Annotated in this window: 19 protein-coding genes, 2 pseudogenes and 1 riboswitch; of the genes and pseudogenes, 8 read left to right on the forward strand and 13 right to left on the reverse strand. The window is 68.6% G+C overall.

Going from position 1 to position 19,655, the window contains the following annotated elements:
* Window positions 1-226: 226 nt before the first annotated feature.
* The 9 genes from ACFXC1_RS40330 to ACFXC1_RS40370 all read right to left on the reverse strand — a co-directional run bounded on the left by ACFXC1_RS40330 (window position 227) and on the right by ACFXC1_RS40370 (window position 10,092).
* Entirely contained in the window at window positions 227-916 is a 690-nt protein-coding gene (locus ACFXC1_RS40330; RefSeq protein WP_381252426.1) for a transglycosylase family protein, read from the reverse strand.
* A 9-nt stretch (window positions 917-925) separates the two neighbouring features.
* Window positions 926-1,099, reverse strand: a riboswitch (cyclic di-AMP (ydaO/yuaA leader).
* A gap of 193 nt (window positions 1,100-1,292) precedes the next feature.
* Window positions 1,293-2,291 carry a transglycosylase family protein gene (locus tag ACFXC1_RS40335; protein WP_381252428.1) on the reverse strand — a complete coding sequence of 333 codons (999 nt, stop codon included), beginning with the start codon at window positions 2,289-2,291 and terminating at the stop codon, window positions 1,293-1,295.
* 202 nt (window positions 2,292-2,493) lie between these two features.
* Window positions 2,494-3,834 (reverse strand): cytochrome P450 family protein, encoded by a 1,341-nt coding sequence (locus ACFXC1_RS40340; RefSeq protein ID WP_381252430.1) that lies wholly within the window; start codon window positions 3,832-3,834, stop codon window positions 2,494-2,496.
* Window positions 3,831-6,173, reverse strand: a complete 2,343-nt coding sequence (locus ACFXC1_RS40345; protein ID WP_381252432.1) for a hypothetical protein — start codon at window positions 6,171-6,173, stop codon at window positions 3,831-3,833. Before ACFXC1_RS40345 ends, ACFXC1_RS40340 begins: the two co-directional genes overlap by 4 nt.
* 41 nt (window positions 6,174-6,214) lie before the next feature.
* Window positions 6,215-7,204: a nucleoside triphosphate pyrophosphohydrolase gene (locus tag ACFXC1_RS40350; RefSeq protein WP_381252434.1), complete on the reverse strand. Its 990-nt coding sequence runs from the start codon at window positions 7,202-7,204 to the stop codon at window positions 6,215-6,217.
* An 84-nt stretch (window positions 7,205-7,288) separates the two neighbouring features.
* On the reverse strand, window positions 7,289-7,936 hold the full coding sequence (locus ACFXC1_RS40355; protein WP_381252436.1) for a SurA N-terminal domain-containing protein: 648 nt from the start codon (window positions 7,934-7,936) through the stop codon (window positions 7,289-7,291).
* A gap of 146 nt (window positions 7,937-8,082) precedes the next feature.
* Window positions 8,083-8,706 carry a type 1 periplasmic-binding domain-containing protein gene (locus tag ACFXC1_RS40360; RefSeq protein WP_381252438.1) on the reverse strand — a complete coding sequence of 208 codons (624 nt, stop codon included), beginning with the start codon at window positions 8,704-8,706 and terminating at the stop codon, window positions 8,083-8,085.
* A 6-nt stretch (window positions 8,707-8,712) separates the two neighbouring features.
* Complete coding sequence (locus ACFXC1_RS40365; RefSeq protein ID WP_381252612.1) at window positions 8,713-9,189, reverse strand: hypothetical protein; 477 nt, start codon at window positions 9,187-9,189, stop codon at window positions 8,713-8,715.
* 78 nt (window positions 9,190-9,267) lie between these two features.
* Entirely contained in the window at window positions 9,268-10,092 is an 825-nt protein-coding gene (locus tag ACFXC1_RS40370; RefSeq protein WP_381252440.1) for a glycoside hydrolase domain-containing protein, read from the reverse strand.
* Window positions 10,093-10,514: 422 nt separating this feature from the next.
* Between ACFXC1_RS40370 and ACFXC1_RS40375 the strand changes: the two genes are divergently transcribed.
* Complete coding sequence (locus ACFXC1_RS40375) at window positions 10,515-10,871, forward strand: hypothetical protein (RefSeq protein ID WP_043259279.1); 357 nt, start codon at window positions 10,515-10,517, stop codon at window positions 10,869-10,871.
* A gap of 19 nt (window positions 10,872-10,890) precedes the next feature.
* Here ACFXC1_RS40375 and ACFXC1_RS40380 read toward each other — a convergent pair whose 3' ends face one another.
* Window positions 10,891-12,666: a peptidase M16 family protein gene (locus ACFXC1_RS40380; RefSeq protein WP_381252442.1), complete on the reverse strand. Its 1,776-nt coding sequence runs from the start codon at window positions 12,664-12,666 to the stop codon at window positions 10,891-10,893.
* A complete protein-coding gene (locus ACFXC1_RS40385) occupies window positions 12,663-13,619 on the reverse strand; it encodes a tetratricopeptide repeat protein (protein WP_381252444.1) in 957 nt (318 codons plus the stop codon). Before ACFXC1_RS40385 ends, ACFXC1_RS40380 begins: the two co-directional genes overlap by 4 nt.
* A gap of 199 nt (window positions 13,620-13,818) precedes the next feature.
* Here ACFXC1_RS40385 and ACFXC1_RS40390 point away from each other — a divergent pair, with 199 nt between their 5' ends.
* A complete protein-coding gene (locus ACFXC1_RS40390; protein ID WP_019066668.1) occupies window positions 13,819-14,262 on the forward strand; it encodes a hypothetical protein in 444 nt (147 codons plus the stop codon).
* Here ACFXC1_RS40390 and ACFXC1_RS40395 read toward each other — a convergent pair.
* Entirely contained in the window at window positions 14,252-14,692 is a 441-nt protein-coding gene (locus ACFXC1_RS40395; RefSeq protein ID WP_381252446.1) for an ATP-binding protein, read from the reverse strand. The genes ACFXC1_RS40390 and ACFXC1_RS40395 overlap by 11 nt on opposite strands.
* 176 nt (window positions 14,693-14,868) lie before the next feature.
* Between ACFXC1_RS40395 and ACFXC1_RS40400 the strand changes: the two genes are divergently transcribed.
* The 6 genes and pseudogenes from ACFXC1_RS40400 to ACFXC1_RS40425 form a co-directional block, all read left to right on the forward strand.
* The gene (locus ACFXC1_RS40400) at window positions 14,869-15,705 is read left to right on the forward strand and encodes a helix-turn-helix domain-containing protein (RefSeq protein WP_381252448.1); all 837 of its coding nucleotides are present in this window, start codon (window positions 14,869-14,871) and stop codon (window positions 15,703-15,705) included.
* Between the two features lie 8 nt (window positions 15,706-15,713).
* Window positions 15,714-15,935: a DUF397 domain-containing protein gene (locus ACFXC1_RS40405; RefSeq protein WP_381252450.1), complete on the forward strand. Its 222-nt coding sequence runs from the start codon at window positions 15,714-15,716 to the stop codon at window positions 15,933-15,935.
* A 38-nt stretch (window positions 15,936-15,973) separates the two neighbouring features.
* Window positions 15,974-16,201 (forward strand): annotated as a pseudogene (locus ACFXC1_RS40410) (DUF397 domain-containing protein); the annotation flags it as partial.
* Between the two features lie 581 nt (window positions 16,202-16,782).
* Window positions 16,783-17,319, forward strand: a complete 537-nt coding sequence (locus tag ACFXC1_RS40415; protein ID WP_381252452.1) for an SUKH-4 family immunity protein — start codon at window positions 16,783-16,785, stop codon at window positions 17,317-17,319.
* A gap of 40 nt (window positions 17,320-17,359) precedes the next feature.
* Window positions 17,360-17,815: a DUF5959 family protein gene (locus tag ACFXC1_RS40420; protein WP_381252454.1), complete on the forward strand. Its 456-nt coding sequence runs from the start codon at window positions 17,360-17,362 to the stop codon at window positions 17,813-17,815.
* 223 nt (window positions 17,816-18,038) lie between these two features.
* Window positions 18,039-18,482: pseudogene (locus ACFXC1_RS40425) on the forward strand (suppressor of fused domain protein); the annotation flags it as partial.
* 123 nt (window positions 18,483-18,605) lie between these two features.
* Here the strand turns inward: ACFXC1_RS40425 and ACFXC1_RS40430 are convergent.
* Complete coding sequence (locus tag ACFXC1_RS40430; protein WP_381252456.1) at window positions 18,606-19,544, reverse strand: tetratricopeptide repeat protein; 939 nt, start codon at window positions 19,542-19,544, stop codon at window positions 18,606-18,608.
* Between the last annotated feature and the right edge of the window lie 111 nt (window positions 19,545-19,655).

The following is a 19,655-nucleotide window of genomic DNA, read 5'->3' on the forward strand; positions in this document are numbered from 1 at the left end:
GTCGGCCGCCTGATGGACAGAACCGAGAGTAAATTGTTTCCGAACGGAACAAAGAGTCCGGCAAAAATGCGCGCGGCTTGCAGAAGCGGGGCACAAAAAAGCCCCGCCCCGGTGCGTACGGGGGAACACGCACCGGAGCGGGGAGCCCGTGGGGGACGGGGGTGACCCTCACGAGGTCTCCATGATGGAGTCCACGGATGTGAGGGCGCTGTGGTTCAGCTGAGTGCTACTTAAGGTGCAGCTGCTGACCCGGGTAGATGACATCGGCGTCGTCGATGATGTCCTTGTTCAGCTTGAACAGCTGCTGCCAGCCGCCCTTCACCTTGTGCTTCTCGGCGATGGCGCTGAGGCTGTCGCCCTTGACGACCTTGTACTCGCCGTCACCCTTCTTGACCTTCTTGCCGGTCGGGGTGGTGACGGTCTTCTTGGCGGCCGGGCGCTCGGCGGAGCGCGAGGCGGTCGTGTTGGACGTGGAGCGCTCGGTGGTGCTCTTGGAGGAGCTGTTCGAGCCGCTCGACGAGCTGGAGCTGCCGCCGGAGTAGCTGGCGCCGGAGAGGCCGGTGCCGCAGACGGGCCAGGCACCCTTGCCCTGGGAGGCGAGAACCTTCTCGGCCACGGCTATCTGCTGCGACTTGGAGGCCTGGTTCGCGGTGGAGGCGTAGGCGGTGCCGCCGTACGCGGCCCACGTCGAGGCGGAGAACTGCAGACCGCCGTAGTAGCCGTTGCCGGTGTTGATCGACCAGTTGCCGCCGGACTCGCAGCTGGCGACCGTGTCCCACTCGGACGCGGTGGCGGCGGAGGCGTTGCCGACCGCCATGAGCGGGGCGGCGATGGCGACGCCGGTCACGCCGGCGAGCGTGGCGACGCGGGTGGCCTTGGACGGACGGCGGTGCTTGCCCTTGCTGGAAAACAGCATGGAAAATCCCAATCCCCTCACCGACGCCTACGAGGTGAGCTGTCGGGTTCGGGCCGTGTGAGTTGCCCGGCCGCACACCTCTCGGTGCGCGGCTTAACCCCAAGCCGGTTCCGGTCGTCTCTCAACTCCCGGGCCCGGCACTTACCTTGGGTCCCCCGCTCCTGCCTACGGCGCTTGACGCGACGAATGTTCCCGGAGGCCGCTGGCAGGACTCGGCGTGTGCGGCAGCCGGGGCTCGTGGTGACGAGCGGCCTTGACCGTAGACACGGAATCGCCGGAATTTCAAAGACGATCAGGGCTTCTGAGACTCATCCCACACTTTGATCAAACCGGACATTCAACGCGAAGCATGACGGGAACTGCCGCTGTTTTGCTGCTACTTTCCGCCCGTTTCAGCACTGACGTCCAAGGTCTGACCGGCGACGACAGTGGACGGATCGGCGCCTATCACCTTTTTGTTCTCGGCGTAGAGCGCGCGCCATCCGCCGTCGAAGCCAAGGGAGTCGGCGATCGACGCGAGGGAGTCGCCGGCGCGGACGGTGTACGTCTGCGGCACCGCACCCTTCCCGGAACTCTCGTCGGCGCTCGCTCCGCGGTGCTTGCCGGTGGTCTGCTGCTCGACACCCTGGTCGCTTCCTTGATCGGCCGAGTCACCGAGCGCGCCGGTGTCGACGAGGCTCCACTTGCCCACCGCCTGCTTCGAGTTGTCCGATTCGTCGAGTTTCGGCGAGACGGTGGCCGAGCTGTCGTCCGTCGACGGAGTGGTGGACTTGTCGGACTTGGCGGGGTTGTCCGTCGCGGAGGGGGTGGGGTTCTGCGAGTCGCCGTCGGAGGTGCCGGCCGAATCGGAGGGGGTCGGATCGGTATTGCTGGAGTCGGACAGCCCGAACGATCCGGAGGAGCCGTCGGAGTCCGAGGAACCCGAGGAGCCCGAAGAGTCCGTGGCGCCGGTGGACGGCGAGTCGCTCGCGAGGCCGGTGTCGACGTTCGTCGAACCCGAGGTCGTGGTGAGGCCGGCGACCAGCGCGCAGGTGACCCACTCGGAGGTGCCCTTGGCGTCGAGGATCTTCTCGGCGACGGCTATCTGCTGGGAGCGGCTGGCGAGGTCGGCGGTCGGCGCGTAGTCCTCACCGCCGTACTTGCTCCAGTCGTCCTGGGTCAGCTGGAGACCGCCGTAGTGGCCGTTGCCGCTGTTCTGGCTCCAGGAGCCGCCGGTCTCGCACTCGGCCACCTTGTCCCAGGTGGTGCCGTCGGCGGCGTTCGCCGCGGCGGCGCCGAGGAGCGGGATGGCGATGGCGGAGCCGGTCACGCCGGCCGCGACGAGGATTGCCGGAGCCTGACGGGGGCGACGGTGACGACCGTTCCCGGAGAGCATGCGGAGGCCTTTCGCGTGACGACTGGGGGGAGCGCGCGACGGATGATGCGGGGCGTCGCGCTGGTATTCGAACGTAGCCGCAGTCGATCACTCGTCACAAGTTAATGCCACGTAGATCACGTGAAGATCACAGAGTTGAGGAACTGTCATCTTCGGGTTTACGGAACGAGATGCCCTGTTCGGTCCGGGTCTACGGCGGTGTCTACGGGGTTGGTGTGCCCGCCCGTGGCGTGAACTCCACGGGGAGGGTGCGCAGTCCGCGCATGATGAGACCGCCGCGCCAGCGCAAGTCGGCCGGGTCCGCGGCCAGTTGAAGGTCCGGCAGGCGGGTGAGGAGCGTGGCGATCGCGGTCTGTCCCTCCAGGCGGGCGAGCGGGGCGCCGAGGCAGTAGTGAATGCCGTGGCCGTATCCGAGGTGTTGATTGTCACGCCGCCCGAGGTCGAGGACGTCCGGGTCGGCGAACCGCTCCGGATCGCGGTCCGCGGCGGCCAGTACGACGAGTACGGGGTCGCCCGCCGCGATGTCCTGCCCGCCGAGAGTGAGGGGGCGGGTGGCGAAGCGCCAGGTCGCCAGCTCCACCGGGCCGTCGTAGCGCAGGAGTTCCTCGACGCCGGTTTCGAGGAGGCCGTGTTCGCCGGCGGCCAGGGACTTCTCCAGGCGGGCGCGCTGCTCGGGGTGGGTGAGGAGGGCGTACGTGCCGTTGCCGATGAGGTTGACGGTCGTCTCGAACCCGGCGAAGAGCAGGATGAAGGCCATCGCGGCGGCTTCGTTCTCGGTGAGGTGCTCGCCCTGGTCGGAGGCGCGGATGAGGGCGGAGATGAGGTCTTCGGTGGGGGCGGGGTCCGGGGTGCCCGGGGAGGTCTCGCCGGGGCGCGGGGCAGGGGCGTCGGAGAGGGCCGCGCGCTTGCGGTGGATGAGGTCGGCGAGATAGGTACGCATCTTCTTCACGGACCGCGCGACTCCACCCCTCGGTCCGCCCCCGTGCCGGATCATCATGCCCGCCCAGTCCCGGAAGTCGTCCTGGTCCTCGCGCGGGACGCCGAGCAGGTCGCAGATGGCGTAGATGGGGAGCGGGAAGGCGAAGTCGTGGATGAGGTCGGCGGAGCCGTCCGCTGCGAACCGGTCGATGAGGTCGTTCGTCAACTCCTGCACACGGGGCGCGAATTCGGCCACCCGGCGGGGTGTGAACGCCTTGCTGACCAGCCGTCGGAGCCGGGTGTGGTCCGGCGGGTCGATGTTGAGCAGATGCGTCATCAACTCGGCCTTGCGCTCACCCGGGATACCGGTCTTGCCCTTGGCGTGCGCCGGTTCGTCGTGATGCGCGGGGTTCTTGGACAGCCGGGGGTCGGCGAGCGCGAGCTTGGCGTCGACGTAGCGCGTGACCAACCAGGCTTCTACTCCGCTGGGGAGCCGTGTCTTGTGCACGGGAGCGTGCTCACGGAGCCAGGCGTAGGCGGGGTAGGGGTTGGTGGCGAACTCCCAGGTGAAGAGTTCGGGGGCGGGTACAGGGGCGGAGGGGTGGGGGTGCGGCTGGTCTGTCACTCCTTGACGGTATCCGGGGTGGCGGGGGGACTCATGTCGGCGGCTTTGCGGGACCAGGTCGCCGCCTCGTCGTGCTTGCCCTGCTTTTCGAGGAGGTTGGCGAGGCGATAGGCGCCGTAGGAGTCGCCGGACTTGTAGGCCTTCTCGTACTGTTCACGGGCCTTGTCGAGGTGGCCCTGCTTCTCCAGTACGACGCCGTAGTGGGCGATGTCGAGGAGCCACTCGGCGTTGTCCGCGAAGTATGTCTCGGTGTCTGCCAAGGACTCCGGCTCATACTTCAAGAATCGTTGCAGGTAACGTGCCCGCTCGTCGCCGTCCCTCGCCGCGCGCCCCAGCCATACCTCGGCCTTTTCGCGCTGGTTGTACAAGAGATGACACAAGCCCATGCTCAGGGCGACCCCGGTGTATCCCGCCCTCGCCGCCGCGCCGTAGTACTCGCCCACGGCATCGACGTCCGCCTTTCCAAGGAGCACATCGCCCAAGCGGTGCGCGGCCTCCGGGTTCCCCTCCTGGGCCCCGGCCCTCAGCCACCGTTCAGCCCGCTCCAACAAGAGTTTTCCGAGCAGCGTCGCCGCGTCACCGTCCCCGTCCTGGGCGGCCAACTCCAGGAAGGTTTCCGCCTCCCTGCTCTCGCCGCGCTCCACGAACAGCCGCCCGAGGTGCCTGGCGGACTCTGTCTGCCCCGCCTTCGCCGCCCGCCGGAACCAAGACTCGGCCCTCTCCCCTTCTCCGAGGCTCTCTTCGAGCAAGCCCAGAGAGTGCATGGCCCACCCATTCCCCGTCTCGGCCTCGCGGAGATACGCCTCCCGTGCCCCGGCAACGACGCTGTCGACGTCGTACGCCGCCGGGTTCGCCTGTGCCGCCTCCAGCGCGCAGCCCCACACCCATTCGGCGACGGGCGGAAACGTCTCGTCCTGTTCCGCCGTGTGCACGAAATACGGCAGCACGCCTCCGAACAGCCCCTTCTCCCCTTCACAGCATCTGAGCGTGCGCAGCACCCCGTACCGCTTCCGCCCGGCCCACTCCCAGGCGTCGTCGAGAGACTCCCGCTCCAGCCCCGCGACGCCGTACCCCTCGTGCACCTTCTCCAACAGGTCCTGCGGCAAAGGTCCCTTCAGTCCGCACCGGGCCAGATCAACCGCCGCTCGCACCAACGCGTAGGCGCGGGGATGCCGTTCACGGTTCGGGGCGAGCTGCCAGTCGTTCCAGAGGCGGGGCCCGATGGCGAGGTAGGTGGCGACGCCCACCGTGCCGCACTCGCGGGCCGCCTCAGCAAGCCGGGGGTCCTCCGTCTCCCCCGCACGCTCCAGTTCGGCCGTCCCCCAGGCGCGGGGAAGTTCGACAAGCTGCGCCAGACTCAGCAACCGGCCCTTCGGAGACGTCCCGACATACTTCTCGTACGCCTCCTCCCGCATCGTCGCCAGTACGACCGCTTCCAGACCGGTCAGTTGGGCCATCAGGCGCGGCTCCAGGCCACCGGGTCCCAGATGGTCATCGAGGTCGTCCAGCCAGACGACACACCGCTCCGCCTGACCCCGCAACAGTGCGGGCAGCTTCCGCAGTCCCTCGTGCTGGGTAGGCACGAACACCGGGCGGTCGGGGAGCACTTGAGCCAGCGCGGCCAGCGCAGTACGCGACTTGCCCGCATACGCCGGCCCGAGGACGACCACCAACCCGCCCTCCGAACTCGCCTGCTCCAACGCCGAGTTGACCATCCCGTCCTGGTCCCTGCGCACATAGGGCGGCAGCGCGGGCAGCCCCTTCACTCTCCGGGTCGGCCGCACCCCGTGTGTACGCGGCTCGATGTCCTTCGCCAACGGCCAGTCCAGCGGGCCGTGTTGGGTGTCGTCCGGGGGCGGGCCGGTATACGCGCCGCGCACGTGCTGGACGCCGATGACCTGCCCGTTGAAGGTGGCACCGCGGAAGTCGATGTGGTCTCGGTCGGTGGGCTCGGACAGTGAGGGCGGGCTAGTCGGTTGGCCTGCATCGAGAAGCGCTACGTCTTTGGGTGGGACCAGCGCGTTCGGGCCGAACCGATCGATGAGGGCACGGAGTTCGTCGGTCGCCATGGGATTGGACGACCGTCGGATTCCCTCAAGCAGTTGACGACGCCACAGCGCCATCTGCGCCATGCTGGGGGCCGCTCCGCTCCTCCCCCCGTTGACGGCGGCGAGGTCCTGCGCATACGCGTCCAGTCCGCGCCGGCCGAACCAGACGACGAACTCGGCCCGGACCGCCCCCCACTCCGTCCAGCCGGGCGCTCCCAAACCCCACACCAGCACGTCGACCGCCTCATCGGCCAGCCGTTCCAACTCCCCGTCGTCCACGCGCTCCCCCACACCCGAAACCGTCCTGAGCCAACGGTACTGAGACCACCCCCTCAGATCCGCCCCTCAACTCCTCTGATCGCATCCCGATAAGCCCGCCCCGCCGCCCGCAACGCAGCCTCCGGATCCACGCCCTCGGCCTCGGCACGCACAGCCAGCGCGAGCAACTCGTAGCCGAGGTCGTTTTCCGCCTCCGGCAGCGGCACCTCAAGTCCCGCCGTCCGCACCCGCGATGCCAGCTTCGCCGCCAAAGCCAGACCAGGCTGGCCCATGGGGACGCCCTCGGTAATAGAGGTGCGGCGCTTCTCCTCGGCCTTCGTGCGCAGCCAATGTGCCTTCACCTCCTCGGGAGTTGACGCGGTCTCGTCGCCGAAGACGTGCGGGTGGCGGTGGATCAGCTTGGTGACGATGCCGCCGGCCACGTCGTCGATGGAGAAGGGGGTGTCGGGGTCCTCCTCCGCGATGCGGGCGTGGAAGACGACCTGGAGGAGCACGTCGCCCAACTCCTCGCGCAGTTCGTCGCGGTCGCCCTCCTCGATCGCCTCGACGAGTTCGTACGCCTCCTCGATGCCGTACTTCGCCAGGCCCTTGTGGGTCTGCTGGGAGGACCACGGGCACTCGGCGCGGATGCGGTCCATGACCTGGACGAGGTCGAGGAGGCGGGCGCCCGGGAGGTCGTAGGAGGCGGGGAGGAGTTCCAGTTCGGGCATCTGGACGCGGCCGGAGCCGGCGAGGCGGGCCAGGCCGTCGGTCAGCGCGGGTTCACCCTCGCCGGTGGCGACGACGACCACGGTGTGGCCGCCGGCGCAGGCGGCGACCAGTTCCTCGGCGGTCGGGGACGCCTCGACGACGGTTATGCCGGCCTCGCTCAGATACGGCAGCTGCGGATGCGCGGCGTCCGCACACAGCACGCGGTCGGCGGTGCGCAGCGCCTCCCAGGCGGGCCAGGACAGCAGGCCGGGGGCGACACGGTGGCTGGTGGTGAGCAGGACGATACGGCCAGGAGCGGGGGTGCTCTCGGGACCAGGCGTGGTTGCGTTCACACACCGAACGTAACCCACGCCGCCGACAGCCCCAGAGTTATCCACAGGCCAGTGGCCAGCCCCTCCGGAGGAGGCGCCGTACCGTTACGCCGACTCCTGCGTCTGCGCCGCCGTCACCTCACGCACCCACGGTGTCTTCGCGTCGACGCGGCTGCTCTTCTCCACGTCCCAGGTGCCGTAGCGCGGGTTGAGGTCGACGTGGAGTTCCTTGGAGGCGGCCGACAGGGCCTTCCAGAAGGCGGGCTGGCTGGTGTCGGTGCCGAGTTTCGCGGCGAGTTTGCGGCCCTCCACCTGGAGGCGGAGGTTCTCGTCGAGGCGCTGCGGCGGGACGCCGTACTGTGCGAGCCAGGTCGCCTCCAGGGCCTTGGAGCCGCCCGCCTGCTGGGCGAGGGCGGCCCGCATGTCCTGGATGTCCTTGCGGGTGACGGTGACGTCGGCGTCCTGTGCGGCGCGGTGCACGACCTGGTCGAAGACCATGCCGTAGAGCGTCTCGCGGGTGAGGCCGCCGGTGGTGGCGATGGCCCGCGTGTACTGGGCCTGGTCCTGGACGGCCGCCCGCTGTGCCACGCGCACCTCGTTGACCCGGCTCTGCAACTGCGCGACGGTGATGCGCTGCCCGCCGACGACGGCCGCCGCGCCGGGATGCGCTTCGCTTCCGCAGGCGGTCAGGGCGGGGGCCGCGGCGGCGATCACGGCGGTGAGGACGAGCGCGGTGCGACGGCGGCGGTGCAAGGGAGCCTCCCGTTGGAGATTGTGCGACGGTGCACAAAGTCTTGCGGTGATCGATGTTAGGCAGTGGGTCGCCTGTGGCCAACCCATTCGACCAACGATTCACCAGGACTTCGGGCACCGGCACGCACCCGGCACGCGCGCGTGCGCTAGCCGCGGGCTTCCACCGCTCGTTCCACGGCCGCAGCGACTTGCTCGCGGAGCCCGTCGCCGGTGGGTACCCAGGACACGTTCGTGGCGGTCTTGCCCCCGTTGGCGGCACCGACGAGCACGAAGCCGACCTTCGCGTACCGCCCCGTCGTCTCCTGTGCCGCCTTCACCTCTGCGCCGCCCACCGCGAGGACGACCTCGCAGGAGCTCTGGAGCATGGCGTTGAGGAAGGGGCGCGCGTTCGCGGTGCTCTGTTCGCCGGTCACCGAGGAGTAGCTCACGCGCGTGTGCGTCCTGAGCGACGCGTCCTGCATGCCCCGCCAGACCTTGGCGGCGACGCTCCCGTTGATGCCCTGGTGGTCGGTGAGCAGGCAGGCGTCGGTGTCGGTGTAGTGGCGGGCCCTGGTGGCGGGGATCGGCGGGCGGCTGTCGTGCCGGGAGAGGACGATCCCGGTCACGATCACCGCGAGGACGACGGCGAGCGCCGTCGCGATCATGGCGATGGTGCGACCGCCGAGCCCACGCAGCCCGGCCACCACGGCATGCCCCACGCGCGTGAGCCGTCGCTGTCTCTCCACCGGGACCGGACGCGCCTGCGTGACCTGCCGGACCTGCTTGCCCATGTACCGCTACTCCTCGGCCCGTTCGACGACCGGGCCGCCTGTGAGGTCGACGACCGGGTCACCTGCCGCGCGGTCGATCGCGAGGCCCTCCGCGCGGTCGGCCACCAGGACACCCGCCCGGCCGACCGCAAGATCCCCGAGGACCGCACCGTCCGCCATGTCCCCCGCCCGCCGCGGCCACGCCCGCCACGCGTGCGCCGAGGCGCCCGCCATGGACAGCGTGACCAGCAGCAGGTCCACGCCGAACAGCGCGCCGTGCGTGTCGACGGGCGTCAGCGCGAGTTCGGTGATCCAGGCCGCGAGGACCGCGGTGAACCCGGCGAAGGCCAGCCAGTCGGCGCGGGTGCGGCGGCGCAGGGCGAGGACGAGGGACGGGACGGGACAGAGCAGGCCCAGGCTGACGACCGGCAGCACGGCAAACCCGGCGCGCACGGCCGGCGTCCGCAGCACCGGCGCGGCGGACGCCCTGGCCACCCTCAACATCCTCATCGCCCTCACCCCTCGCCCTTCGGCCATCAGGCCTTCAGCACCCGACGCTCAGCAGGTTCTCCGTGCTGCTGCTCAGCCGGTGATGGCCACCGGCGCGTCCCACGCGTCGCGGTCCACGGTGATCGTGTAACCGCCCCGGGTCTCCTTGCTGTTGACCATGTACTGGTGGGCGCGGCTGTGCCCGGTGAACTGGGTGGAGCCCCACGGCCAGTCCGAGGTCGTCGTGTTGACCTTGTCCCACAGCGCGTACCAGAGGTTGCCCGGCAGGTCCGTCTTGTCGGTCGCGGTCGCGATCGCCTTGGCGCTGGAGCTGGTGAAGCCGTAGAAGCCGGTGCGGTAGATCTTGGCGTGCAGTTCCTTGTCGAAGGCGCGCACATAGGTCAGCACGGCGTTGTTGCAGGACGTGTTCGTCGTGTCGTACGACTCCATGTCCAGGTAGACCGGGCTGCCGGCCTTGAAGCCGAGCGCCGCGGACTTGGCGACCGCGTCGTCCGCCTCGGACTTGCCGACGGCCGCCGCGGTGCTGGCGCTGATCTTCACCGAGCCGCCGGAGCCGCAGGACGGCTGGGAGCCGACGTAGAGCGGGATGAACTTCCAGCCGTCCGTGCTGAGGGTCTTGACCCAGGAGGCGGTGAGGTTGGGCTGGCTGCAGCCGCGGTTCTTGCCGCCGATGTAGACGGCGGCGGCGCCGTAGAGGCCGCCGTGCCAGGCCTTCATCGCGGCGAGGGAGGGTGCGGCGCAGGTGTCGAAGGCGCGGCCCGTGTAGGTCTTCTGCGCGGGCCACGTCGTGGCGGCCATCGAGGTCTGCGCTGCGATACCGCCTCCGGCGACGACGGCGGCACCCGCCACGCCCCAAGCGATGTACCTGCGCTTCTTCGACTGCCGGTGCTCGGACACGAAAAACCCCACCCCTGTTCATGACAAGCGGACATGTACGACGTCCGCCGGAAAATAGTCGGCCCCTCGGGGCCCCGGAAGCTGCGCGGGTCCGGCGCGGCGACGCCGTAGGACTACGGTCGTACGGCCCTGGTACGGAACTGTCCGTGCGCGCGCGGGACTTGGGACCCCAGCGAATCGCACGATAATCGACGCTGTCCTTCGGTCCGGAAAACGGATCCTCTCGATCGCCACAAGATTCCCTCACGACACGGCAAAAACTCCCGTCCCGTGGAACGCGGACCGGACAAACGCCGTACCAGTGCGCGGACGTGGCGGGCGTGGGCCGAGTCACGGGACGGGTCGCGGGACGGTTCAGATGGCCGTTCGTCCCCCGGGCGGCGGCCCGTGCCATAACCTTGGCCCGACCTTGGGGGGTTGACATGGCAAAACGGCTGGAAGCCGGCTGGGGACAACGGATCGCCTGGGTGTTCCTCGCCTGGGGGTCGTGCGGCCTCCTGATGTGGGTACCCTTCCTGTACGCGGCGATCCGGCGCGGGCGGGGTTCGGACTGGGGCGTGTTCGCGTCCTTCGTGCTCTACGAGTGCGTCACCCTGCCGTGGGCGGCGTCCGGCGGCAGCTCCAGCGGGGACCCGTTCCTCGGCTTGGCAGTCGTACTGACCATGTTCATGGCCGCCGGACTGCTGCTGTTCGGGATGTTCGACACCCCGCCCCCGAAACAGCAGCTGTACATGGGCATGCCGGTGCCGCCGCAGCAGGGGAACCCGTACCTGCGGTAGATCCCGTACGTCCGGTGGGTCACGCCCGCCGGGTGCGCCGCAGGATCCGTACCGCGGGCCAGACGATCAGTCCGGTGACGGCCCACAGGAAGCCCGAGAGGCCGAGCCATTCGCCGGTGCCGCTTTGCGGGTCGCGGCCGAAGACCGTCGTCGCGAGCGCGACGAAGGCGAACAGCCCTCCCAGCAGGAAGAGGACGACCAGCGCGGCGGTCTGCCCGCCGGTGCGCCGGGTGGGCGCGGCAGCACCGCCGCTCTCGGCGGTCGGCGCCGCTGCGGGTGCCTCCGCGCGCGGGGCGCTCTGCCGCGGCGGCAACTGCACGCGCGCGTGCGGCGGTACGGCCGCGTCGAGGACCGCCATCGTGTGCGCGTCGACTCCGTAGAGCCCCGGTTCCACGGAGACGGCGAGACCGTCGGTGCCGATGAGCCGCCGGCCACCGTCGGGCCAGCTGAGCACGGCGGCGCAGGATCGGTACGGCACGGTCACCGCGAGGTCCCCGCCGTCGCGCCCGCGCACGGTCACGCTGACCCCGTCCTCCCCGACCACCAACGCGGACCCGTCCTTGGCCACCGCCTCGAAGCGCCGCCCGGTGACGGCGTACGTCGAACGGACCGGCGCCTCCGCGTACCCCGCCCAGCTCGCACTGTGCCCCGAGGGCACCTGCAGCAGCGCGGTCCCGGCGGCCTCCAGGGCCACCGCGTGCAGGTGACCGGGCGTCACCGACCACAGCTCGTGCCGCAGTTCGTCGAGCCCGCGCGGCGGCCGTCCGGCGAGCAGGTCCTCCGCCGTCCCCGGCAGCCGTCGTACGGCCGCGTCGGCCGCCGTCAGTCCCGCGTCGGCGCGCGTGCGTACGGCCTCCAGGTCGGCCTGCGCGATACGGCCGGCCTGGAGCGCGGCGAGGACGTCGACGAAGCCGCCGAGCACCGCGTCCTGCTTGGCGGGGAGCGAGTCCGCGAACGCGGTGACGACGGCGTGGCCGTCGCGGCGGGAGGTGTAGTCGGTGGCGGCGGTGTAGGAGTTGCCGTCCTCCTGGCGCAGGGCGCGGGAGAGTTCGCGTTCCAGGACGCCGGCGTAGAGGCGGGCGGCGGAGGTGTCCGTGACGACGGCGTCGAGGAGGACTCCGCCCTGGCCGTCGGAGAAGTGGGCGGGTGTGGTGGGGAGTGCGGAGGTGACGGCGGGGAGGGGGTGGCGGGCGCCCGGGGGCAGCTTGAGCGTGAGTCCGGCGGGGAATCGCTCGCCGGCGATCCACAGCACGGCGTTGCCGCCGGTGAACCAGGTCTCCGTCCAGTGCCGTACGTCCTCCGGGCGCAGGTTCCTGACCCCCCACTCGGGGTAGCTGACCAGGCCGTAACCCTGGGCACCGTAGCGCCACAACGGGAGTTGGCCGGGCTCACGGCGGGACTCCTCCGTCCGCAGAATCTCCTTCTCCGTCTCCAGGCGCTCCATGGGGAGGTCGGCGAGGGAGGCGCAGACGCCGTGGAGGTAGTCGACGATCTCGTGTTCGGCGCCCTTCACGTGGAAGTGGGTGAAGGCGGCCTTGGTCGCGCCGTTGTAGTGGTAGTCGGCGAGGCCGTGGCGGTACAGGGCGAGGTGTTCGACGAGGTGGGTGACGCCGGCCCTGGCGAGGGTCTCGTCGGCCGTGCCGACGCGGAAGACGAGTCCGGCGCGGAGGGGGCCGGGGGCGTAGGCGAAGAGGGTGGGTATGCCGTCGACTTCGGTGAGGTGGATGGCGTTCATGGTGGTGGCGGACTGACTGTCGTGGGAGGCCTGGTGGTACTGGGGGTCCCGGGGGTTCATCTGCGGCCTCTCAGGGCGGTGTCGCGGTGCTGGACGTACTGCTCGGCGGGCTTGCCCAGGTAGTCCCACGGATAGTCGGAGGCGAGGTTGCCGAGGGCCTGGAAGTGCGCGGCGGCCTGCGTGGTGTCGCCGATCATCGAGAACAGCGCGGCGAAGCAGCCCTGGACGGTGACCCAGCCGTACGGCCGCGCGAACTGCGGGTGGAACACGGTGCGTTGGGCGGCCTCGACGAGCTCGGCATGCACGTGGGGCTGTCGCAGGTATTCGGTGCGCTTGTCGTCGGCGCCCAGGTCGAGCCAGTGCTCGATGTGCGCCTCGGCTACGAGCCCGCCGTTCAACGCCCCTGCGGGGGCGGTCAGTAGACACTCGCGCGCGAACCCGTGGGCCTCCTCCCAAGTTCCGCCCCACTTGGGGCACAGCTTCTGGAGGAGACGGGCCTGGCCGGTGAAGTGGTGGGGGTGGTAGCGGGCGAGACGGTTGTAGCGGCGCCGGCTCTCGTTCATCCCGAGCGACAGCCCGAGGGCGGTGTTGAGACGGGCGGCCCAGGCGGCGTCGTAGGAAGGGTCCAAAGCCGTTGCCCGGATGAGGAGTTGCTCCGCCTCCCGCAGGTGTTCGTGGAACGCCTTGAACTGCTCGCGGCTGACGTTCTTGGCCCGCGCGCCGGTCCGTATCTCCCACCCTGCCTCGATGAGCCGGGTCCCGAGCACGGTGAGTGCGAGAACGTCGTTCGGTACGGCGGCCAGTTGCCGCCTCAGCGCGTGTTCGAAACCGTCGTCCTCGGCCAACACGCCCACGACGAAGGCCCGGTCGGTACCGGGCGGCAGGCTGTCGTGGTACTGCCGGATCGCGGCCCAGTCCGCCGCGGCGGCGGCCTGACGCAACCAGGTGACCACCGGGAAGGCGGAGGCGAGTTCGAAGTCGGGGCCGGGATCGGCTCCGGTGGCGGATGACATGCGGCGGATCCTAGGCGAGGCCTGTGACATCGCGGTTGGCGGGGAATCCGCAGGTCGGACATGGGGTGAGCGTGGGTTTTGCTTGACCTTCGGCGAACCTTCCGTACAACTTCCGTTCATCGGGGGCTCATAACGTCCGCACCTTTCTGTACTCACACCTGTACTCACATCTGCGCTTACGTCCCCCAGGAGTCCCGTCATGTCCCTGAACGCCCGCCGAAACCGCCAACTCCTCGAAGCGGCAGCCCCGTTGCTCCTCCAGGGCGAACGCGTCGAGTTCACTTCCCTGGCCGCGATCGGCTCAGTGTCCGTCCGCAGGCAGGCCCTGACGGCGGCGGTGGTGGGGGTGTTGAGCGCGGGCACGGTGATGGCCACGGTCACTCCACGCCCGCTGTACATAGTCCTGACCGACCAGAGAGTCCTGTTCTTCGACGGCAACAGGGGTGGAAAACCAGGCAAGTTGATGCTGAACCTGCCGCGTCCGTACGTCTCGGCGGGCGGTTCGAAGAAGGCGTTCCTGGGGTTGCAGTTCACGACGAGGCTGTCGGTGGCGGGGCAGGAGCAGGGGTTGAAGGTGACGTTTCCGGTGCAGCACCGGGGGGATGGGCCTCGGTTTGTGGGGGCGTTGCCGGTCACGCGGTGAGGAGTTCGCACCAGACGTATTTGCCGCGGGTGCCGTGGCGGGCCGAGGGCTGCCAGCCCCAGAGGTCTGCGCAGGCCCGGACCAGCGCGAGCCCTCGTCCGCCCTCGGAGTCCGTGGTCAGCTCCAACGGCCGTGACGGGGGCGGGGGTTCGGGATCGGCGTCCCACGCCCCGATCCGCAACACCCCCGCCTCCCAGCGGACCCGTAGGTCGGCGGGCCCTTTCGTATGCCGTACGGCGTTGGAGACCAGCTCGGCAGCGAGGAGTTCGGCGGTGTCGACGTGACCGATGAGTCCGTGAACGGTGAGGATCAGGCGGAGGGTGCGGCGGCTTACGGTGACGGCTCGGGGGTCGTTGGGGATGGAGAGGGAGTACTCCCAGGGGGCGGGGACGGGGTCGATGGGTTCGATCTCGGGCTCGGTTTCGGGCATGGGTCAACTCCGTTCAGGTAAAGGGGAGTTCGCGCGGTGGCTCTGCCACGGCCGTCACGGCATGACGGGGTGGTGCACTTCCGCAGCGTGTGCGTTGCATCACCAACGGTAGGGATAACCTGTCATCCCAAGCAAGCGGATCGCGTAATCTGCCCTCGAACGAGGAGGAGCAATCGATGGTCCTGAGGCGCGAACCAACGGCACGACAGATGCGCCTGGGCATCGAGTTGCGCAGACTCCGCGAGGCAGCGGGGCTCACCGCCGTCGACGCCGCAGCGCTGCTCGGGGCGGGCCGCGTCCAGATCAGCCACATCGAATCCGGAATCGTAGGCGTGAGCGAGGAACGAGTACGCCGCCTCGCATCTCACTACGCCTGCACGGACGAGGAGTTCATCGACGCCCTGGTCGCGATGGCAACCGATCGGACACGGGGATGGTGGGAGGAGTACCGGGGACTACTGCCCTCGTCGTTCCTGGACCTGTCGGAGCTGGAGCACCACGCCCGGTTTCAACACCACGTGACGATCCTGTACGTACCTGGCCTCCTGCAGACAGAGGACTACGCCCGTGCCGTCTTCTCGTCCCGGCTCCCCGAACTCACCAGCGATGAACTGGAGTTGCGCGTCCAACACCGCCTGGCCCGCCAGAGGAGCGCCATTCCGTACGAAGCGGTGATCCACGAGGCGGCACTCCGGATCAAGGTCAGCAACCGAGCCGTGTCGAGGGCCCAACTCACCCGACTTCTACAGTCCTCCGAAGCGGACCACATTACCTTGCGTGTCATCCCCTTCGACGTGGACGACTTCGCCAAAGCCTCAAGCACGATGACGTACCTGGGCGGCGCCGTGCCCAAACTGGACACGGTGCTGCGTGACGCCCCGCACGGCTCGTTGCTCATCGATTCCGAGGCTCAGCTCAGCACCTACCGAACGAGGTTCCGTATGGTGGAGGCCTCATCACTCGAACCCGCGCAGTCCCGCGAGTTCATCCACAAACTGGCGAAAGAGCTGTAGGGCACTCCATGGACAACTGGCGGAAGTCGTCCTACTCGGGCGAGGGAGACGGCAACGAGTGCGTGGAGATCGCGAACTCCCCCACGCACACACACGTGTTGGTACGCGACTCCAAGGCTCCGGCCCGGGCCATACTCACCTTCCCCGGCAGAACCTTCCACGCCTTCATCGAGACCCTCAAGACGGACACCGTGAAGGAGCGCGTCACCCGAACCCGAACGATCGCGTGACTTCATCCGCGAACTGGCCCAGAAGCCGTGAGGTGCCGATGGGCAACTGGCGGAAGTCGTCCCACTCGGGCCCGGACGACGGCAACAACTGCGTGGAGATCGCGCCCCCCACACAGACGCACATCGCAGTCGGCGCCTCCGTCACCGTCACCGACGGCCCGTTCGTAACGCTTGAGGCGACGATCACAGAGATCGACACCCGGGCGCAGAAGGCCAAGGGTGTGATCGAACTGTTCGGCCGCCATTCCCCGGTCGAACTCACCTTCATCAGCACACCGAACGAACTACGAGTGACAGCAGTTCAGGACCGCTCACAGATCATCGCCACGCACAGAGACGCCACACGCCACTTCGGGGTCGTAGGACGCATCGCCTCCGGCAAAGACACAGGCCGCTGCATCCGGGTCGACGGAACGGCCGCTCTCGACGACCCCGCTGCGGAGCACACGGAATCGGCGGGAGTGATGATTCGCGTCGCCGACGACCCCGGCATGCAGATCAACTGTGTCGGCGAATGGGTGGAGGACTGGGCAGGCGTGGAGGAGTCGTTCCGACTCGATGGCCGCCGAGTCGAGTGGGACCTTTGAACTTGAACGAGTGCTGCCGAGCCGCCAGGATCTGCGCGTGACGGAGCACAGAGTGGACCTGGTGACCTTGTTGCGGGAACTCGATGATCCCGAGTGGCCGGAACGGCCCCGCGGCTACGACCGTGGTGAGCTCGGCGTCCGCACCGAGCCAGAACCGGGTCTGTTCCACCCGGCACCGTCCGTAGCCGCCGGCAACCCCGGCGAAACCGTCAGGGGCCGCGAGCAGGGTCACCGCAGTCGCACGCCCGGGAAGGGACGTCATGGTCACCCACGCAGACCTTGCAGCTTGGGCCGGTCCGGGCAATGTCCACCGCGCTACGCGGCAGACCGTCGCCGAGTGGGACATCCCAATCGAGGCGAAGCACATGCTGACCAGTGTCGGTATCCCGATCACCGAGCAGATCGTCACCCACGTCCCCTACCAGAGCGAGCCGTCTCCGCAGCTGGTGGCCTCCGACGGTCGACGGTTCTACAAGCTCACGATCTCGCAGGTAACGGGCTTGGACCTCTGGCAGGCCTTCGGTGTCCAGCCGGTCACAGGCGAGGTCCACCACATCGGCTGGACCGGTGAAGCCCGGTTCACCAACGGTTCGGTCGAGCGGTGGCTCCAGTCTCTCCACCACTTCGGACGTCACCTCAGCCAGTCCCAGGTACTTGAGGATCCGTTCGAGGACGAAGACGCCGCACTCAATGAGCTGAAGGCTCTGGCCGACGATCTCAAGGAGATCGATCCTGCGGCATTCGAGGGCTACGAGGCCTTCACCTGGCCGGCGTTCCTCGACCGGTGGCTTTGGTGATGCCGACTGCCCTCGTCGCCCACGACCCAGGGGACACGACATGACCAGGCACGCTCCGGTAGACCTCATCCGCCTTGCCGATGAAGAGAACAGAGTGGTCGTTCAGGTGACGGGGCGAACAACCGAGGTGCTCCCTTGGGACGGCTGCCTTGACATCGACATCGTGGTGGCCAGCGAATTCGCCAAGGGCAACCTCACAGAGGTGTGTCTCCTGCCCGAGGACCTGGACGATTGGGCAGAGGCGCTCGAACTGCTCGCCGAGGGCCGGCCCGTTCACTGGATGGACGACGGTCGAAACCCGGAGATCCAGATCACGCCGAAGGGGCCGTACATCTCCCACGGTGAGGTCCTCAACGCGATCGAGGTGGTGGTGAGGGACACCACGGTGTCTCTCACCTCGGTGTGCGTCCTGGTGCGCCTGCCCGCCGATTGGGTCGACGCCCACCGTATGCAACTCGCGCAGGTCCGCGCAGCGTGGCCCTTCGAGCAGAACTGAGAACGGAAGGCTCTGAGTTGGGGGATCTCACCGAGGCATTGAGGTGCCGCCAACGGAGACCCGTCCGCGAAAGCGTGACACCTCTCCGTCGAGTGTCACACTTCCACGCCTCAACCAACTGGAGCCTAGGGATGCCCTGTTGCGGGTCTGACACGATCAGGATCCACAGCTCCGCAACGCCCCACGAGCGGCCGGGGTCAGTCGATCACCCGATCTACGAGTTCTCGTCGTAACGCCCGGCCCCCGCAGCGACAACTGGGCCTATGTGACCGCCGGATGCTGGGCCTCGATGCAGGAGCACGGCCACGGGCTTGAGTTCGTCATGACCGCGCACGTCCGCGACCAACGGTTCATCGAACTCATGGCGATGGTCGCCTACTACCACTGTGGAGGGCATCAACTCGCCCTGGAACACAGCATGCCGATCGGCGAACCGTGGGTACCGGGCTCGACCTGCGACCACCTGCTGATCAGCCTGCCGTACCTCCACGGCCCCGACCTCGAACACTGTCCACTGCCTGGAGGACACGCACGCATCCTGTGGACCCTGCCGGTGACCGCGGCCGAGATCGAGTTCCGCAGACATCACGGACACGAGGCGCTGGAACGGCTCTTCGACGAGGCACAGATCATCCCCACCGATCCCTACCGAGTATCGGTCGTCTGACCTCCTGGCCTCAGCCGGTTCGCCTCAACCCCTTGCAGGAATTCGATGAGGCCTTCCATGAAGTTACGGAGACAGGTGGAGGCGCTCCGCCACTCGTCGTCTACTTGGAATTGCCATTTGGCATCAGTCACCAAGACCTGTCCCGTCAGTGATCTTCGAGCCGTTCTGGATGCGGCGGGCCGCAGCCACGAGCTCGGCAGGCAGCGCGGGACCGGCACACGCGTGATCGATCTGCAGGTCCCGGTAGGAGTCGTTCGGCAGGTTCGGCGCCAGTTCGATGAGTTCGCTCAGCTCGGCGGGCGAGCCGGTCAGCCGTGCCCGGTAGGCGGCTCCGGCAGCGCGCAGTGTGAGCTCGGTCGACTCGTACTTCATTCCCTGATCGATCAGCCGGACCGCGGCGGTGAAGTCGCCCTGCTCGGCGTGTACGTCGGCCAGGTCGAGATGAAGCGACCAGTTGGTCGGGTCCGGGGCGATAGCGCGCTCGAACGCCGCCACCGTCCGTTCAGGATCACCCAGCTTGCGCCATGTCCCCGCTCGCATGACTTCCGTCAGCATGATCCGCTCCACGGAGTCCGCCCGGTCGCAGAGGGCCAATGACGCATCGGTGAGACCACACGTCCGCAGCAGGATTGCCATCTTGGCCAACGCGTCCGCCGACGGCCGGCGGGCAGCAACCGCGTCGATGGCCCGGAACCAGGGCCGGAACCCATCCCGCATGCTTTCCGTGTCCAGAACACGGCCACGGTCCATCGTTCGCATTGCGGCCTCGGCCAACGCATCGGCACTCACCACGCCGAGAAAACGCACATTGCCGAACCAGGGGGCTTGGGCCCAAGCGATGTCGGGTTTCACACCCGTGACCGACCCGATCGCCAGCGCCGCATCGTCCATGTCACCTTCAAGGAAGCTGATGTACGACCGCGCCAGCAGCGTCCTCAAGGAGTCGGCGCCCTGAACAACCTCGGCCAGTTCGGACGGCTTGTCCCTCCACAACTCGGCAAGGACCGTATAGGGCTCGGGGTTCTCAGGTGCGGAGGCGATGGCACCCGCCAGGTAGTGCACGGCTGCTGCTGGACTACCGCCGCAGTGCCCCATCACCTGCGCGAGACCTACTCCAACTGCTACCGCCCGATTCGACATTGGCCGAGGGTATCCCTGACGGCCGCCCGCCGG

The organism is Streptomyces hokutonensis (assembly GCF_042751305.1).
Taxonomy (GTDB): Bacteria; Actinomycetota; Actinomycetes; order Streptomycetales; family Streptomycetaceae; genus Streptomyces; species Streptomyces hokutonensis_A.

What these genes read in the sequence shown, in the direction of transcription:
- ACFXC1_RS40330 (WP_381252426.1), bottom strand. Translation starts at nt 916, where the DNA reads ATGCTGTTTTCCAGCAAGGGCAAGCACCGCCGTCCGTCCAAGGCCACC.
- ACFXC1_RS40335 (WP_381252428.1), bottom strand. Translation starts at nt 2,291, where the DNA reads ATGCTCTCCGGGAACGGTCGTCACCGTCGCCCCCGTCAGGCTCCGGCA.
- ACFXC1_RS40360 (WP_381252438.1), bottom strand. Translation starts at nt 8,706, where the DNA reads ATGGGCAAGCAGGTCCGGCAGGTCACGCAGGCGCGTCCGGTCCCGGTG.
- ACFXC1_RS40365 (WP_381252612.1), bottom strand. Translation starts at nt 9,189, where the DNA reads ATGTTGAGGGTGGCCAGGGCGTCCGCCGCGCCGGTGCTGCGGACGCCG.
- ACFXC1_RS40375 (WP_043259279.1), top strand. Translation starts at nt 10,515, where the DNA reads ATGGCAAAACGGCTGGAAGCCGGCTGGGGACAACGGATCGCCTGGGTG.
- ACFXC1_RS40380 (WP_381252442.1), bottom strand. Translation starts at nt 12,666, where the DNA reads ATGAACCCCCGGGACCCCCAGTACCACCAGGCCTCCCACGACAGTCAG.
- ACFXC1_RS40385 (WP_381252444.1), bottom strand. Translation starts at nt 13,619, where the DNA reads ATGTCATCCGCCACCGGAGCCGATCCCGGCCCCGACTTCGAACTCGCC.
- ACFXC1_RS40390 (WP_019066668.1), top strand. Translation starts at nt 13,819, where the DNA reads ATGTCCCTGAACGCCCGCCGAAACCGCCAACTCCTCGAAGCGGCAGCC.
- ACFXC1_RS40395 (WP_381252446.1), bottom strand. Translation starts at nt 14,692, where the DNA reads ATGCCCGAAACCGAGCCCGAGATCGAACCCATCGACCCCGTCCCCGCC.
- ACFXC1_RS40400 (WP_381252448.1), top strand. Translation starts at nt 14,869, where the DNA reads ATGGTCCTGAGGCGCGAACCAACGGCACGACAGATGCGCCTGGGCATC.
- ACFXC1_RS40405 (WP_381252450.1), top strand. Translation starts at nt 15,714, where the DNA reads ATGGACAACTGGCGGAAGTCGTCCTACTCGGGCGAGGGAGACGGCAAC.
- ACFXC1_RS40415 (WP_381252452.1), top strand. Translation starts at nt 16,783, where the DNA reads ATGGTCACCCACGCAGACCTTGCAGCTTGGGCCGGTCCGGGCAATGTC.
- ACFXC1_RS40420 (WP_381252454.1), top strand. Translation starts at nt 17,360, where the DNA reads ATGACCAGGCACGCTCCGGTAGACCTCATCCGCCTTGCCGATGAAGAG.